The sequence below is a fragment of the Tepidiforma thermophila genome (assembly GCF_002563855.1).
GTDB classification, from domain to species: Bacteria; Chloroflexota; Dehalococcoidia; order Tepidiformales; family Tepidiformaceae; genus Tepidiforma; species Tepidiforma thermophila.
Genome location: NZ_PDJQ01000001.1, coordinates 2094162 through 2107331 on the forward strand (window position 1 = coordinate 2094162; position 13170 = coordinate 2107331).

17 protein-coding genes are annotated in these 13170 nt (G+C 67.6%); 9 read left to right on the top strand and 8 right to left on the bottom strand.

The annotated features are described in order from the left end of the window. Window positions 1-2: 2 nt before the first annotated feature. From hisC to A9A59_RS10155, 6 genes are all read right to left on the bottom strand, one after another. Window positions 3-1076 carry a histidinol-phosphate transaminase gene (hisC, locus tag A9A59_RS10130; RefSeq protein WP_278286875.1) on the bottom strand — a complete coding sequence of 358 codons (1074 nt, stop codon included), beginning with the start codon at window positions 1074-1076 and terminating at the stop codon, window positions 3-5. Window position 1077: 1 nt separating this feature from the next. Further along, the gene (hisD, locus tag A9A59_RS10135; RefSeq protein WP_098504155.1) at window positions 1078-2403 is read right to left on the bottom strand and encodes a histidinol dehydrogenase; all 1326 of its coding nucleotides are present in this window, start codon (window positions 2401-2403) and stop codon (window positions 1078-1080) included. Further along, window positions 2394-3152 carry a zinc dependent phospholipase C family protein gene (locus A9A59_RS10140; protein ID WP_098504156.1) on the bottom strand — a complete coding sequence of 253 codons (759 nt, stop codon included), beginning with the start codon at window positions 3150-3152 and terminating at the stop codon, window positions 2394-2396. Before A9A59_RS10140 ends, hisD begins: the two co-directional genes overlap by 10 nt. A 41-nt stretch (window positions 3153-3193) precedes the next feature. Continuing rightward, entirely contained in the window at window positions 3194-4036 is an 843-nt protein-coding gene (gene hisG / locus A9A59_RS10145) for an ATP phosphoribosyltransferase (protein WP_098504157.1), read from the bottom strand. Further along, on the bottom strand, window positions 4033-4245 hold the full coding sequence (gene hisE, locus A9A59_RS10150) for a phosphoribosyl-ATP diphosphatase (protein ID WP_423242399.1): 213 nt from the start codon (window positions 4243-4245) through the stop codon (window positions 4033-4035). The genes hisG and hisE overlap by 4 nt, the downstream gene beginning before the upstream one ends. A 79-nt stretch (window positions 4246-4324) precedes the next feature. After that, a complete protein-coding gene (locus A9A59_RS10155) occupies window positions 4325-5116 on the bottom strand; it encodes a biotin--[acetyl-CoA-carboxylase] ligase (RefSeq protein WP_098504159.1) in 792 nt (263 codons plus the stop codon). 363 nt (window positions 5117-5479) lie between these two features. On the opposite strand from A9A59_RS10155, the gene rpsB reads away from it, so the two are divergent. The 9 genes from rpsB (at window position 5480) to A9A59_RS10200 (ending at window position 12081) form a co-directional block, all read left to right on the top strand. Then, on the top strand, window positions 5480-6319 hold the full coding sequence (gene rpsB / locus A9A59_RS10160) for a 30S ribosomal protein S2 (RefSeq protein WP_278286876.1): 840 nt from the start codon (window positions 5480-5482) through the stop codon (window positions 6317-6319). A gap of 28 nt (window positions 6320-6347) precedes the next feature. Next, window positions 6348-6836 carry an elongation factor Ts gene (locus A9A59_RS10165; RefSeq protein ID WP_098504161.1) on the top strand — a complete coding sequence of 163 codons (489 nt, stop codon included), beginning with the start codon at window positions 6348-6350 and terminating at the stop codon, window positions 6834-6836. 6 nt (window positions 6837-6842) lie between these two features. Continuing rightward, window positions 6843-7595: a UMP kinase gene (pyrH, locus tag A9A59_RS10170; protein WP_098504162.1), complete on the top strand. Its 753-nt coding sequence runs from the start codon at window positions 6843-6845 to the stop codon at window positions 7593-7595. Window positions 7596-7613: 18 nt separating this feature from the next. Next, window positions 7614-8177: a ribosome recycling factor gene (gene frr, locus A9A59_RS10175; protein ID WP_098504163.1), complete on the top strand. Its 564-nt coding sequence runs from the start codon at window positions 7614-7616 to the stop codon at window positions 8175-8177. Then, window positions 8167-8973 (top strand): isoprenyl transferase, encoded by an 807-nt coding sequence (locus tag A9A59_RS10180; RefSeq protein WP_278286877.1) that lies wholly within the window; start codon window positions 8167-8169, stop codon window positions 8971-8973. Before frr ends, A9A59_RS10180 begins: the two co-directional genes overlap by 11 nt. A 26-nt stretch (window positions 8974-8999) precedes the next feature. Next, window positions 9000-9806: a phosphatidate cytidylyltransferase gene (locus A9A59_RS10185; protein WP_165772653.1), complete on the top strand. Its 807-nt coding sequence runs from the start codon at window positions 9000-9002 to the stop codon at window positions 9804-9806. Window positions 9807-9843: 37 nt separating this feature from the next. Continuing rightward, window positions 9844-10698: an alpha/beta fold hydrolase gene (locus A9A59_RS10190; protein ID WP_098504166.1), complete on the top strand. Its 855-nt coding sequence runs from the start codon at window positions 9844-9846 to the stop codon at window positions 10696-10698. Next, entirely contained in the window at window positions 10695-11453 is a 759-nt protein-coding gene (locus A9A59_RS10195) for a TVP38/TMEM64 family protein (protein WP_098504167.1), read from the top strand. The genes A9A59_RS10190 and A9A59_RS10195 overlap by 4 nt, the downstream gene beginning before the upstream one ends. A gap of 118 nt (window positions 11454-11571) precedes the next feature. Beyond that, the gene (locus A9A59_RS10200) at window positions 11572-12081 is read left to right on the top strand and encodes a hypothetical protein (RefSeq protein WP_098504168.1); all 510 of its coding nucleotides are present in this window, start codon (window positions 11572-11574) and stop codon (window positions 12079-12081) included. On the opposite strand, the gene A9A59_RS10205 is transcribed toward A9A59_RS10200, so the two are convergent. Continuing rightward, a complete protein-coding gene (locus A9A59_RS10205; protein ID WP_098504169.1) occupies window positions 12078-12671 on the bottom strand; it encodes a hypothetical protein in 594 nt (197 codons plus the stop codon). The two genes, A9A59_RS10200 and A9A59_RS10205, sit on opposite strands and share 4 nt — an antisense overlap. A gap of 9 nt (window positions 12672-12680) precedes the next feature. After that, the gene (locus tag A9A59_RS10210; protein WP_098504170.1) at window positions 12681-13166 is read right to left on the bottom strand and encodes an N-acetyltransferase; all 486 of its coding nucleotides are present in this window, start codon (window positions 13164-13166) and stop codon (window positions 12681-12683) included. Window positions 13167-13170 lie beyond the last annotated feature (4 nt).

Below are 13170 nucleotides of genomic sequence, written 5' to 3' on the forward strand. Positions count from 1 at the left end.
GGCTAGAGCTCCTCGAGTGCGGCCATCAGCGCGTCGGTATCCTCCGGGCGGCCGGCGCTGATGCGGAGATAGTTGTGCAGGTCGGGGCGATCGTAGTAGCGGACGAGGATGCCGCGCGCGCGAAGTGCAGCGGCAACCTCCTTTGCCGAGCGGCCGCGGACGGCGACGAGCACGAAGTTTGCACAGGACGGGAGCGGCTGGAGCCAGCCAAGCGCTGCAAGGAGCCCGGACATTCGCTCGCGCTCGGCCACGATGGCGGCGATGTCTTCGGCGATCTCTGCGCGGTGTTCGATGGCGGCGATCGCGGCAGCCTCAGCAGCGACATTGACGTTGTACGGCTGCTTGAGGGCCATCATGTGGGTTGCCAGCTCCGGAGCTGAGACGCTGTAGCCGACGCGGAGTCCAGCGAGGCCGGCCCATTTGCTGAAGGTGCGCAGGACGACGAGGTTCGGGTGGGCTGCGATGAGCGGCACGACCGAGCTGCCGCCAAATTCGATGTACGCCTCATCGACGGCGATGATCGCGTCAAGCGCGAGGAGGGCCTCCAGCTCGGCGCGATTGATAGGGTTCCCGGTCGGATTGTTCGGGTGCGTCAAGAAAATGAGCCGGGCGCCCTGGTGCTGGACCGCGTGGCGGATGGCGACCACGTCGAGGTCGAAGTTCGGACGCCGCGGCACCTCGATCGGGCGGGCGCGGAGGATCTTTGCGAGGAAGCGGTACATGCCGAACGCCGGCGTGGGGATGACGACCGCCGGCGGCAGGACAAGGCGGATGAGGACGTCAATGAGGTCGTCGGCGCCGGTGCCGGCGACAATCTGGCCGGGCTCGACGCCGACGTACCCGGCGATGGCCTCCCGGAGGCGGGCCTGTCCGGGGTCCGGGTAGATATGGAAGGGAGCGCGGGCAGCCGCCTCGCGGACGGCTGGCCGGGGTCCGTACAGGTTTTCGTTGGCATCGAGCTTGACCAACCGGTCGACGGGCACGCCGATCTCGGCCGCCAGGACATCGAGCGGCTTGACAGGGAGGTATTCCTCGAGGTCGTCGAGGTCCTCGCGCAGAAGTCGGCGGAGAGCCACGTCACCGTCCCTGGAGCCGCCGCTCGACGGCATGTGCATGGCCGGTCAGCCCCTCGGCGCGGGCGATGATCGCCGCAGCGCGGTTCAGCTCCTCCATTTCGTCTTCCGGGAGGTTGACCACGGCGATTTTCTTGAGGAAGTCGTGGACGCCAAGCGGCCCGCTCCAGCGCGCCGCACCGCCGGTCGGCATGGTATGGCTGGGGCCGGCGGTGTAGTCACCCACGGCCTCGGGAGACGCCTCGCCGAGGAAGAGGCCGCCGCAGTTGCGGACCTTCATGGCGTAGGCCGTTGGGTTTTCGACGCAGAGGCAGAGGTGCTCGGGGGCGTACTCGTTGGCGAGTTCGATGGCGTGGTCGATGTCGTTGACGAGGATGCAGCCGCCGCGGTTTTCGAGAGCCGCGCGGGCGATTTTCGCCCGCTCGAGGCCGCGGAGCTGCCGTTCGATAGCCACCGCAACTTCCTCGGCGAGGTAGTGCGAGGGGGTGAGGAGGATCGGGCTGGCGAGCGGGTCGTGCTCGGCCTGGGCGATAAGGTCAGCCGCGACCAGCTCGGGGTTGGCGCTTTCGTCGGCGATTATCATCGTCTCGGTGGGGCCGTAGATGCTGTCGATGCCGACATCGCCGAAGACCTGGCGCTTGGCGATGGTCACAAACAGGCCGCCGGGCCCGGCGATCTTGTCCACGCGGGGGATGGTCTCAGTGCCGTAGGCGAAGGCGGCGATGCCCTGTGCGCCGCCGGCTTTGAAGACGCCATCGACCCCGGCGATATCGGCAGCGACGAGCTTGACCGGCGGGACCGTGCCGTCGGGCAGGACCGGGCTGGTCAGGTAGACCTCATCGACCCCCGCGACGCGGGCGGGGATGGCGCACATCAGGACGGTGCTGGGCAGGGGCGCGCGCGTCCCGGGAACGTAAATCCCGGCGCGCTGGATAGGCCTCGTGACCTGGCCGAGCCCATGGTGCTGAAAATCGATAGAGGCGCCCCGGAGCTGCGTTTCGTGGTAGCGGCGGACCCGGTCGGCGGCAAACCGGAGCGCCTCAATCAGATCGGATGGGAGCGCATCGTAGGCGGCGCGGATTTCATCCGGCTGGACGCGGAGTTCCGGCGTGTGCGCGCCATCGATGGCGGAGTTGTAGTAGCGGACCGCGTTATCGCCGTCTTCGCGGACGTCGCGGATGATGCGGCGGACAACCTCGTCGGGGGCGAGTTCCTGACCGAAGGTGCGGAAGGTGGTCTCCCGGATCTCCATCGGGAGCTCTTCGATTTCGAGGGGGCGGCGGGCCAGGAGGGTGCGGCGGCCTTCTTCAGCATTGCGGATTATGCGCATCCCAGGTACCTCTCCACGGCGGCGCGTGCCGTTGCCGTCGCGCGCTGCACGAAGGCTTCGACTTCGGCGTCGGTAACGTGGGCGATTGTCTCATCGAGCAGTTCGGGGAGCGAATCGAGGAACGCGTCGAGCGTTTCTTCCTCTTCGAGACCGGCGAAGCGCAGGTGATTGGCGATCATGGCGCGGGCGCGGTCCCAGTCGAGGTTCCGAGCGGCGACATCGCGCGAGACCTGGCGCCAGCGTTCAAGGGTGTCGGTGTCGATGAACCCGGTCTCGATATCGGCCACAGTGCAGGCCAGGGCACTGCAGATGGACGCCTTGAGCTCGGGGTCGGAGCCGTAGCGGCGGTCAAGGTCGAACTGAAGGAGGCGGTCCATGATGTTGGCGCGCATGGCGCCGCCGAGGTGGTCGTGGCGGAGGAAATAGGGGCGATAGACACCCGTGATGTACTGCTCGTCAAGCACGAGGTGGGAGATGTAGCCGGCGGCCCAGGCGCGGGTCGGCGGGTTCAGGTGCTCCGGCGCGGCGAGCTTTCCGTACGTGGCGAGAAAGGTTGCGACCGAGTCCTGGTGGTTATGTTCGTTGAGGTCGAAGAAGTGGGTGCTGTAGCGGTCCTGTCGGGTGATGACGCGGATATCCGGTGAGGTCGCGCCGAGGAGGTAGGCGCCGGAATCGGCGGGGACATCGGGGTGGCAGAGGTCGAGCGCGACCTGGCGGGCGATCACCATATGGAGGGTGATGGGGGGCATGGCCTCATGGTAGCGAACCGCGGGCGCGGATGGTCCTGTGGTTAGATGCGGGCGCTCTCGATGTTCGTCAGGAGAATGCCGCGGCAACCGATGCTGGACAGCTCGTCCATGATGCGGTGGGCCTCCTTGCGGCGGACCATCGCCTTGACCGAGTACCAGCCTTCACGCTGGAGCTGCGTGATGGTGGGCGATTCGAGGCCAGGTGTTATTTCACAGGCCTGCTGGAGGATCGTCCCCGGGCAGTCGTACTCGACCATCATGTAATCGAGGGCGACCAGGCGGCCCTCGATACGGCTGCGGAGCACCCGGACGGGCGGATGGTCGGCGCGCTCGGGGTGGGCATACAGGGCGGCGTTCGAGACGAAGAGCGGTTCGCCGACGATCCGGAGCCCGGCCTGCCGCAGGGTGGTCCCGGTATCGACGACATCGACGACCGCTTCGGCGATGCCGAGCGCGACGGAGATTTCCACGGCGCCTTCCAGCTCAATCAGCTTCAGAGCGCGGCCATGGAAGTACTGCCGGACGATGTTGGGAAAGGAGGTCGCGATGCGCAGGCCGGCGACTTCCTCGAGCGTCCGGACCGGCGAGTTAGCGGGGACAGCGGCGCAGAGACGTGAATCGCCGTAGTTAAGGTCGAGGAGCAGTTCGGGGCTGTGACCTCGCTCGGCAGCAAGGTCCTTCCCGGTAATTCCGGCATCGAGGATGCCGTTCGATACGTAGACGGGGATGTCGCCCGGACGGAGGAAGTAGAACTCCACATCGTTTTCGGGGTCGAAGGCCGAGAGCTGGCTGCCGCTTTTGCCGACGCGGTACCCGCACGACGCGAGGAGGTCGAGCGTCGGCTGGAAGAGGACCCCTTTGTTCGGCAGGGCAACCTTGATCACAGGGTGCGGTACACCTCATCGAGCGTGAGGTCGGCGGCGGCCATCATACAGGCGACGTAGTAGAGCACCTGCGAGAGCTCTCCGGCGAGCGCCTCGCGCGATTCGTAGCGGGCAGCCATCCAGGCCTCGGCAGCCTCTTCGACGAGCTTCTTTCCGATCGCATGCGGCCCCTGCGCGAGCAGGGCGGCGGTGCCGGAGCCTTCGGGCATCTCGCGCTTCCGGCTGGCGGCGAGGGCGACGATCTCCTCGAATGTCACAGCGTCACGATAAATCACCACGGCGAACGGATCATGTCGCCGCCGGGCGGACGGACACGTCGGCCGCGGTGACGGTTTCGCGCACACCGGAATCGCGCTCGACAACAAGGGCGCCGGCGTCGTCGAGGTCGACGGCGAGCGCTTCGAAGGGCTCGCCCCCGACCGGGCTGACGTGCACGCGCCGTCCGAGTACAAGGTTGCGCTCGCGGTACCGGGCAAGGATGGCGCCGAGCGGCGACTGGAGGGCCCGTTCCAGTTCGTTGCACACGCTGGCGAAGAGCGCTTCCCGGTCGACCGGCTGCCCGAGCAGTGCCGAGAGCGAGGTCGCGATACCGACCAGGTCCGGCTGTGCCGTGGAGGGGTCGAAATTGACGTTGATGCCGATGCCGGGGAAGGCAACGGGGCCCTCGGCCTCGAGTTCGCCGTCGATGAGCATCCCGCAGACCTTCAGGCGGCCGACCCAGATGTCGTTCGGCCACTTGATCGCCGCCTGGGGGATGACCCCGGCTATGGCTTGGGCGACTGCGACCGGGATGCGGACCGGGAGGGTTCGGTGCAGTTCGAGGCTGCAGCGGAGGACGAAGGTGACGTAGATGTTCGCGCCGGCGGGGCTGAAGAAGGCGCGGCCGCGCCGGCCGCGGCCGGCGGTCTGCTCCTCGGCGAAGACGGCGGTGCCGTGGACGGCGCCTTCGGCGGCCTCGCGCCTGGCGAGGTCCATGGTCGAGCCGACGACGGGGCGGTAGACGAGGGAGCGGCCCACCAGGGTGGTCGTCAGCAGCGACTGGAAGCGTGCGAAGTCGAAGGGCGGCATGACGTTGTTCATTGCGGAAACCCGGCGACGAGAAAAGGGCCCCGGTAGTGCCGGGGCCCTGGCGTAGCTAAGACCGGAGTCTTAGGAGGTTGGGTGATTCCTCCGAGAGGTCTAGGAGGAGGTCACCTCCAGCGCAAAGGTACGGTCGTAGCTACGACTATGATGGTCCATGCGCATCACCTCCTTTCCTGCCGCGCAGCATGCGCCGCGCGGCGGAGGCTGTCAAGTGGGGCGGGGCGTGAGGGGTCGGGCGCTTTCGCCCAAGGCCGCCCCTGCTATTCTGAGATGCGTTGCGTTGATCGGCGGCATCCTGGCCCACCGGGTCAAATCTCTGATGCCGCAAGATGGAGGATTCCCCTGGTTACCCCTGTCAGTATGAAGCAGCTGCTCGAAGCGGGCGTTCACTTCGGGCACCAGACCCGCCGCTGGAACCCGAAGATGCGTCAGTTCATTTTCACCGAGCGGAACGGCATCCACATCATCGACCTTCAGCAGACGGTGACCCGGCTCGAAGCGGCCATCAACTTCGTACGCGATGTCGTCGCCTCGGGAGCAGATGTGCTGATCGTCGGCACGAAGAAGCAGGCTCGCGAAACCGTCGAAGCGGAGGCGAAGCGCGCCGGTCTCCCGTACGTCAACAACCGCTGGCTCGGCGGCACGCTGACCAACTTCCGGACGATCCAGCAGCGGATTCGCCACCTTCGCGAACTGGAGGCGGCGATGGAGCGGGGGGATTTCGCCCGGCTCCCGAAGCGCGAGCAGCTCGAAATCCAGAACGAGATCGAGCGGATGAACCGGTACTTCGGCGGCATCAAGAACATGGACCGGCTGCCCGGCGCCGTGTTCATCATCGATACCGTTAAGGAGGCGATCGCCGTCTCCGAGTGCGTCCGGCTCGGCATCCCGATCGTGTCGCTGGTCGATACCAACTGCGACCCGGACCCGATCGCGTACCCCATCCCGAGCAACGACGACGCAATCCGCGCGATCAAGCTGATCCTCGGGAAGATTGCCGACGCCGCCATCGAGGGCCGCGCGATGCGGGAATCGGGGGTGGCGCCGGGTACCCAGGTCGAGGAGCTGGCACGATCGGCCGAAGGCGCCGGTGTCTACACCGCGTCGCCCGAGGACGAGGCACCAGCCGAGGCGGGCACCCGCGTGACCGTCATCAGCATGCAGGCGGCTGACGCCGCCCAGACCCAGGCACAGGAGTAATTTGCAGGTGGCTGCTGTTACAACCGAAATGATCAAAGAGCTCCGGGAAGAGACCGGGGCAGGGGTGATGGACGCAAAGCGCGCGCTCGAAGAGGCGGGCGGCGACAAGGCGAAGGCGAAGCAGATCCTGCGCGAGCGCGGTATCGCCGCGGCAGCGAAGCGCCAGGACCGGGAGACGAGCAACGGCGTGGTCGATGCATATATCCACGCCGGCGGCCGCATCGGCGTGCTCGTTGAGGTCAATTGCGAAACGGATTTCGTGGCAAATACCGAGGAGTTCCGCCAGCTCGCGCGGAACATTGCGATGCAGATCGCGGCGATGAGCCCGCAGGTCGTCTCGGCCGATGACCCCGAGCGCGCGAAGTATGAGGGCCCGGACGAGGAGGTTGTCCTGCTCGCCCAGCCGTTCATCCGCGACGCCAGCAAGACCATCAAGGACCTGGTGCAGGATGCCATCGCCCGGACCGGTGAGAACATCCGCGTGCGCCGATTCGTGCGCTTCGAACTTGGGCGGTAGCAGACGATGACCGGGCACGGCCGCGGGCGGTATCGGCGGGCGCTCGTCAAGCTGAGCGGCGAGGCGCTGATGGGCTCGCGGCCGTTCGGCATCGACCCGGTAACCCTGAACGACCTTGCCCGGCAGATTAAGCAGGCGGTCGATGAGGGCGTGCAGGTTGCCGTGTCGGTCGGCGGCGGGAACTTCTGGCGGGGCGCGACCGTTGCCGAGACGGGAATGGACCGGGCGACCGCCGACTACGCCGGGATGCTCGGCACCATCATGAACGCCCTGGCGCTGCAGGATGCCCTGGAGAAGCGCGGCGCCGTGGTCCGGACGCAGACGGCGCTGCCGATCGCGCAGGTCGCCGAGCCGTACATCCGGCGGCGGGCGATCCGCCACCTCGAGAAGGGGCGCGTGGTGATTTTCGCCGCGGGGACGGGGAACCCGTTCATGACGACCGACACGGCGGGCGCCCTGCGCGCCATCGAGACCGATTGCGAAGTGCTCCTGATGGCAAAGAACGGGGTGGATGGCGTGTACGACGCGGACCCCGCAAAGGTGCCCGGGGCAAAGAAGTTCGAGCACGTCACGCACATCGAGGCGATCCAGCGGCGGCTGCAGGTGATGGACATCACCGCGCTGAGCATGTGCATGGAGCACCACATGCCGATCGTGGTGTTCGATGTGGCCGCACCGGACGCGGTGTACCGGGCGCTCCGCGGCGATACCATTGGGACGCTGGTTTCGGCTTCGCCGGAGCCGGCGGCACATCCCTGAACGCGGAGGAGGCAGACCATGGCGGATGCTGAGGAGATCCTCCTCGAAGCCGACGAGAAGATGGACCACTCGGTGGAGGCGCTGCGGCGGGAGCTGAATGGCGTGCGCACCGGGCGGGCCCACCCGAGCCTGATCGAAACGCTGATGGTTGACTACTATGGCGCGCTGACGCCGCTCAAGCAGCTCGGCACGATCAATGCGCCGGAGCCGCGGCTGCTGACAGTGACGGTCTGGGACCGGAGCGCGGTCCCCGCAATCCAGAAGGCGATCCAGGCGAGCGACCTCGGCCTCAACCCGGCCATTGACGGACAGGTCCTTCGGCTTCCGATCCCGCCGCTGACCGAGCAGCGGCGCAAGGAGCTGGTGAAGCTCGTACACCACAAGGCCGAGGACGCTCGTGTGGCCGTGCGGAACGTCCGGCGCCACGCGCATGAGGAGCTGCGCAAGCTGGAGAAAGAAGGCGGCATGTCGCAGGATGAACTGCGGCGAGCCGAAGATGAGCTGCAAAAGCTCACCGACCGGCACATCGCGACCATCGACGCTGAAACCAAGAAGAAAGAGGCGGAGCTCCTTGAGGTCTGAGCCCGGCCAGCCCGGCACGCTCGGCAAGCCGGCCGAGTACCTCGGAGACCTGATTTCGCCGATCTCCGGAGGCCGGATTCCGCGCCATGTCGCGATCATCATGGACGGGAACGGCCGGTGGGCCACCCAGCGTGGCCTGCCGCGGGCGGCCGGCCACCGTGCCGGCACGGAGAACATCCGGCGGGTCATCGAGCGGTTCGCCGACCACGGGGTGCAGTACCTCACGCTATACGCGTTCAGCACGGAGAACTGGAACCGGCCCCAGCGCGAGGTGCGGGCGCTCATCCGGCTGCTGCGCTACTTCATCCGGCGGGAGCTGGACAACCTCCACCGGAACGGCATTCGGCTGCAGATGCTGGGCCATATCGAGACGCTGCCGGAATGGCTGCAGCAGCAGGTCCGTGACGCCATTGCGCTCACCCGGGAGAACGACCGGATGGTGCTGAACATCTGCTTCAGCTACGGCGGGCGGGACGACATCGTGATGGCGATCCGCGGGATGCTTGCCGACGGCGTCCGGGCGGAGGAGGTCACGGAAGAGCTGGTCAGCCGGTACCTGATGACCGCCGGGATGCCAGACCCCGACCTGGTGATCCGCACGGCAGGCGAGCAGCGGATTTCGAACTTCCTGCTCTGGCAGTCGGCCTACGCGGAGCTGTACTTCACCGATACCTACTGGCCGGATTTCGGCCGGGAGGACACCGACATCGCGCTGGCGGAGTACGGCCGCCGGAAGCGGAAGTTCGGCGGGCTGCTCGAGGAGGACCTCGAAGCGTTCCGCGAGCCGTCCTCCTGAGCGGCGGGAGCGGGAGGTCCCGGCCGGTGTCGAACCTGCAGCAGCGCCTCCTGACGGCCGCCGCCGGTTTGCCGGTCGTGGTGGGACTTGGGTGGATTGGCGGGTGGCCGTTCGCGCTGGCCGTTGCGCTTGTCTCGCTGCTGGCTTCGCTGGAGTTCGTGCACGGGTGGCTCATCCCGAGCCGCCCTATTCGCGAGGCCGTGGTCCATATCCCGACCATCGCGATTGCGCCGCTTACCGCTACTGCGGCGCACCTCGACGCGCGGTTTGTGCTGATGGGCGCGGCATTTGCGGCGGTGTTCGCCGCGCTGGGATACGCGCCGACGCAGGCGTTCGGGCCGCGGAAGCCGTTCCGGGTGTTCGCCGGGTGCACGCTTTACCTGGGCGTGCTGGCGTCGATGCTCGTTCTGGTGCGCGATGCGCCGAACGGGCGGGAGTGGTTCTTCATCGGGCTCCTCTCGACGTTTGCGGTCGATACCGGCGCCTACGCGGTCGGCCGGGCGTTCGGACGCCACCGCATGGCGCCGCGCATCAGCCCCAAGAAAACCTGGGAAGGAGCAGCCGGGGGTTACGCTGCGGGCATGGCCGCGGTGCTCGGCCTGAACGCCCTGTTCGACACCGGCGTCGGCGCGTCGACAGCGCTGCACCTCGCCGTCGCGCTCCCGATTGCGGCGATGGCGGGCGATCTATTCGAGAGCTGGATGAAGCGGCGCATGGGGGTGAAGGACGCGAGCGGGCTGCTGCCGGGCCACGGCGGCTTTATGGACCGCCTCGACTCGGTCCTGTTCGTCTTCCCGATCGTCGCGCTGTTCCTGCGGCTGCGGGTGCTCTGATAGCCTGAATGCGGGGCATTCCCCCGGGCAGGTACGCATGGAGATGACGGAGTTCGCCCACAGGGAAGCGACGGTCAATGGAATTCGAATGCATTATGTCGAGGCTGGGGACGGCGAGCCAGTCGTGTTTCTGCACGGCTTCCCGGAATCGTGGTACTCGTGGCGGCACCAGCTGCGTGCGCTGCGCGAGCGATACCAGGTCATTGCACCCGACCAGCGGGGGTACAACCTGACCGAGGCGCGCGGACCCTACGATACGGAGACGCTCCAGGCCGACATCCTCTGCCTGCTCGACCATCTCGGCATCGAACGGGCGCACATTGTGGGGCACGACTGGGGCGCCGTCATCGCCTGGCTGCTGGCGATGCAGCACGGTGACCGCCTGAAGAGCCTGGCCGTCTGCAATCTGCCCCACCCGGCGATTTTCCGGCGGCATGTGCTGCGGCCCCGGCAGGCGCTGCGGTCGTGGTACGTGCTGTTCTTTCAGCTGCCTTTCCTGCCCGAGCTGGCGCTTTCGGCCGGCGGGTACCACCGGCTTGCGCGGAGGATGATCCGCGAATGCCGGCCGGGGACGTTCACGAAAGAGGACATCCGGGAGTTCCTCGCCGGCTGGCGGAGGCAGGGACTCTCGGGCGGCATCAACTGGTACCGCGCGCTGCTGCGCCACCCGCCGCGCATCCCCGACCCGGTACCGCTCATCACCGTGCCGACACTTCTCATTTGGGGTGACGAAGACCGCTATCTCGGCAAAGAGCTAACCGAGGGCACCGACCAGTACGTGGCGAAACTGCGCGTTGTGCACCTGCCGGGCGTGAGCCACTGGGTCCAGCAGGAGGCCCCGGATGAGGTCAACCGGCTGCTGCTCGAGCACCTCGCGGGCGCCGAGGGATGAGCGAGCCAGCGACGACGACGCGGCCCAGCCTCATGGAGATCGAGGAGCAGTTGACGGGGGGCGAAACGCCGCTCCTCCTGAGGCGGAGGGTGGTCACCGGTCTCGTGGTGCTGTTCCTGCTGGTGGTGATTGCCTACTGGGCGACGAGCGAGTACTTCGGCATCTCGTACACCATTGAGGCGGAGCCGTTTCGCGACTGGGTCGACGGGTTCGGCATTCTCGGTCCGATTGTCTTCGTCGCGGTTATGGCGCTGTCGGTGCTGTTCGCACCCGTACCGAATGCGCCAATCTTCATGGCGGCCGGGCTGGCATGGGGCCCGGTGCTCGGCACGCTGTACTGCATGGCCGGGCTGGTGCTGGGCTCAGCGGTGGCATTCTGGGTTGCGCGGCGGTTCGGACGGCGGCATCTGCCTCGCCTGATCGGCCGAAGGAACGCTGAACGGATCGACACGCTGGTCCTCGAAATGGGCGGGCGGGTGGTGTTCTGGTCGCGGATGATCCCGGCGGTGAACTTCGACTGGATTAGTTTCGTGGCCGGGATGACGGCGATCCCGTTCCGGGTGTTCATTGTGTATTCGGCCCTGGGCATGCTGTTTCCAACGGCAGTGGCGGTGGTCGCCGGCGATGGGCTGGGGCGCGACGCCCGCATTACGCTTGCTGCCGGCGGAGTGTGGCTCGGAGTCATTGTGGCGAGCGCGGCGGTGTACTGGCGTCGGCGAGCCAACGGGCGGCGGCGGAACGGCGGGGCGCCGTAAGTCCGGGATGCCGCGGCTGCGGATCCGGAGGCGCGAACAGGCGCCCTCAGGGTTTCGCCTATCTGCGTGAGGAATGGACAACGGGAAAATGCCTCCTGCAGGAGAGGAGGTATTCCCGATGCAAGCAGCCCGGTTCCCGGCCTATCTCCAGCCCGTGCCGCGCCACGCGGCCGAACCCGGCACAGCACCGACCGCCCCGGCCCGCAGGCTGCTGTCCCGGGTCGAACTGCTGCGCCATCTCGATGCGCAGGTTGACCTCGCGCCCCGGGCGCCCCTCTCCTTTCTTGCGGTGCGGGTCACGGGGCTGGACGGCGTGCTGGAGGAGCGGGGCGAAGTCGGCGTCAGGTTCGTGAGCCGGGGAGTTGGCGAGGCGCTCCTGGGCCTTTGCCGCGGAACGGACCTCCCCGGGGAGCTGGGCGAAGGGACGTTTGGTATCGTCCTCCAGGGCTCAGGCGCGACAGCTGCGGCCGCAGCCGCGGCCCGGGTGCAGCATCACCTCAATCGTCTCGCCTTCCTCCCGGCTGGCTGCGCCGTGCTGGTTGGCGCAGCGACGGGGACCGGAGGCCACGGGCGGCGGCTCGCCTGGGCTGCGCTCGAGATGTTCGACAGGGACTGCTGCGGCGGCTAGACCAGCCGGGTGGCGATGGGGAGGGCCCAGCGCGTCAGGCGCGCCCGTGCCTCGAAGTTCGCGCGGGCTTCCGGGTCCGGCTGCCGCGAACGCTCCCAGGATGCGAGCCCGTCATACCAGGTGACCAGGAGCATCCGCGAGCTGGCGCCGGGGAGGTCAGCACGGAGGAGGGCGCGCGGCTCGGCCCGGTAGGCAGGGGCAGCTTCGAACGTTTGCCATGCCTCGGCGGACAGGCGGACGAACTCGTCGACATCGGCCGACGCGATTTCGAACGTGCGAAAGACGTAGATCCCGGGGCGCGACTGCGCCTCGGGCCGCTCCGGCCGGGCCGTCGGACGGCAGTCGAGCCCATCTTCGACGGCCAGCCCGGGGAGCGCGGGCCACTCCGCATCATCCGTCTCAGCGGCAGCAACGATGAGGAGCTCATCGGTGCGGAGTCCGAGGAGGCCGGCAAACACGCCCCACGGGACAACGCCGTTTGCCGTGCAGGACTCCCTCCACTGCCGGGCAAGTTCGGCAGCACGCTCCGGGGTGAGCTGGCGGTCGGCGCGGATGCGCTGGACAAGATAGCGGTGCGCAGGGAACGGCATGGTCGGAGTTTATGCGAGGGGCACGGCGAGGTCAGGCCCGCGGAGGTCGAGGACGACGGCCACTTCTTTGCAGTTGGTGAAAAACGGACAGCGGACGCACTCGTTCCAGACCTTCTGCGGGAATTCCATGACGTTCGCGAGGCGGAAGCCCTGCTTTTCGAAGAAGCCCGGCCGGTAGGTCAGGGCGAAGACCCGTTCGAGGCCGAATTCGCGGGCATCGTCGACGCAGGCCGCGACGATGGCCGCTCCGACGCCTCTGCCCTGGGCGGATTCGGCCACGGCGAGCGAGCGGATTTCGGCGAGGTCGGGGCCCATGATATGGAGCGAGCCGCAGCCGACGATTTCGCCGTCGATGCGGGCAACCTTGAAGTCGCGGATCGCTTCGTAGATTTCGCCGATGGGCCGGTGCAGCATGTCGCCGCGGTCGGCCCAGTAGGTCACGAGGGCGTGGATTGCCGCGGCATCGGCGAGCCGGGCGGGCTGGACCTGGATCATTTTG

Coding starts and splice junctions, on each gene's coding strand:
- hisD (WP_098504155.1), bottom strand. CDS start 2,403: ATGCGCATAATCCGCAATGCTGAAGAAGGCCGCCGCACCCTCCTGGCC.
- A9A59_RS10140 (WP_098504156.1), bottom strand. CDS start 3,152: ATGCCCCCCATCACCCTCCATATGGTGATCGCCCGCCAGGTCGCGCTC.
- hisE (WP_423242399.1), bottom strand. CDS start 4,245: ATGCCCGAAGGCTCCGGCACCGCCGCCCTGCTCGCGCAGGGGCCGCAT.
- A9A59_RS10155 (WP_098504159.1), bottom strand. CDS start 5,116: ATGAACAACGTCATGCCGCCCTTCGACTTCGCACGCTTCCAGTCGCTG.
- rpsB (WP_278286876.1), top strand. CDS start 5,480: ATGAAGCAGCTGCTCGAAGCGGGCGTTCACTTCGGGCACCAGACCCGC.
- A9A59_RS10165 (WP_098504161.1), top strand. CDS start 6,348: ATGATCAAAGAGCTCCGGGAAGAGACCGGGGCAGGGGTGATGGACGCA.
- pyrH (WP_098504162.1), top strand. CDS start 6,843: ATGACCGGGCACGGCCGCGGGCGGTATCGGCGGGCGCTCGTCAAGCTG.
- frr (WP_098504163.1), top strand. CDS start 7,614: ATGGCGGATGCTGAGGAGATCCTCCTCGAAGCCGACGAGAAGATGGAC.
- A9A59_RS10190 (WP_098504166.1), top strand. CDS start 9,844: ATGGAGATGACGGAGTTCGCCCACAGGGAAGCGACGGTCAATGGAATT.
- A9A59_RS10195 (WP_098504167.1), top strand. CDS start 10,695: ATGAGCGAGCCAGCGACGACGACGCGGCCCAGCCTCATGGAGATCGAG.
- A9A59_RS10200 (WP_098504168.1), top strand. CDS start 11,572: ATGCAAGCAGCCCGGTTCCCGGCCTATCTCCAGCCCGTGCCGCGCCAC.
- A9A59_RS10205 (WP_098504169.1), bottom strand. CDS start 12,671: ATGCCGTTCCCTGCGCACCGCTATCTTGTCCAGCGCATCCGCGCCGAC.
- A9A59_RS10210 (WP_098504170.1), bottom strand. CDS start 13,166: ATGATCCAGGTCCAGCCCGCCCGGCTCGCCGATGCCGCGGCAATCCAC.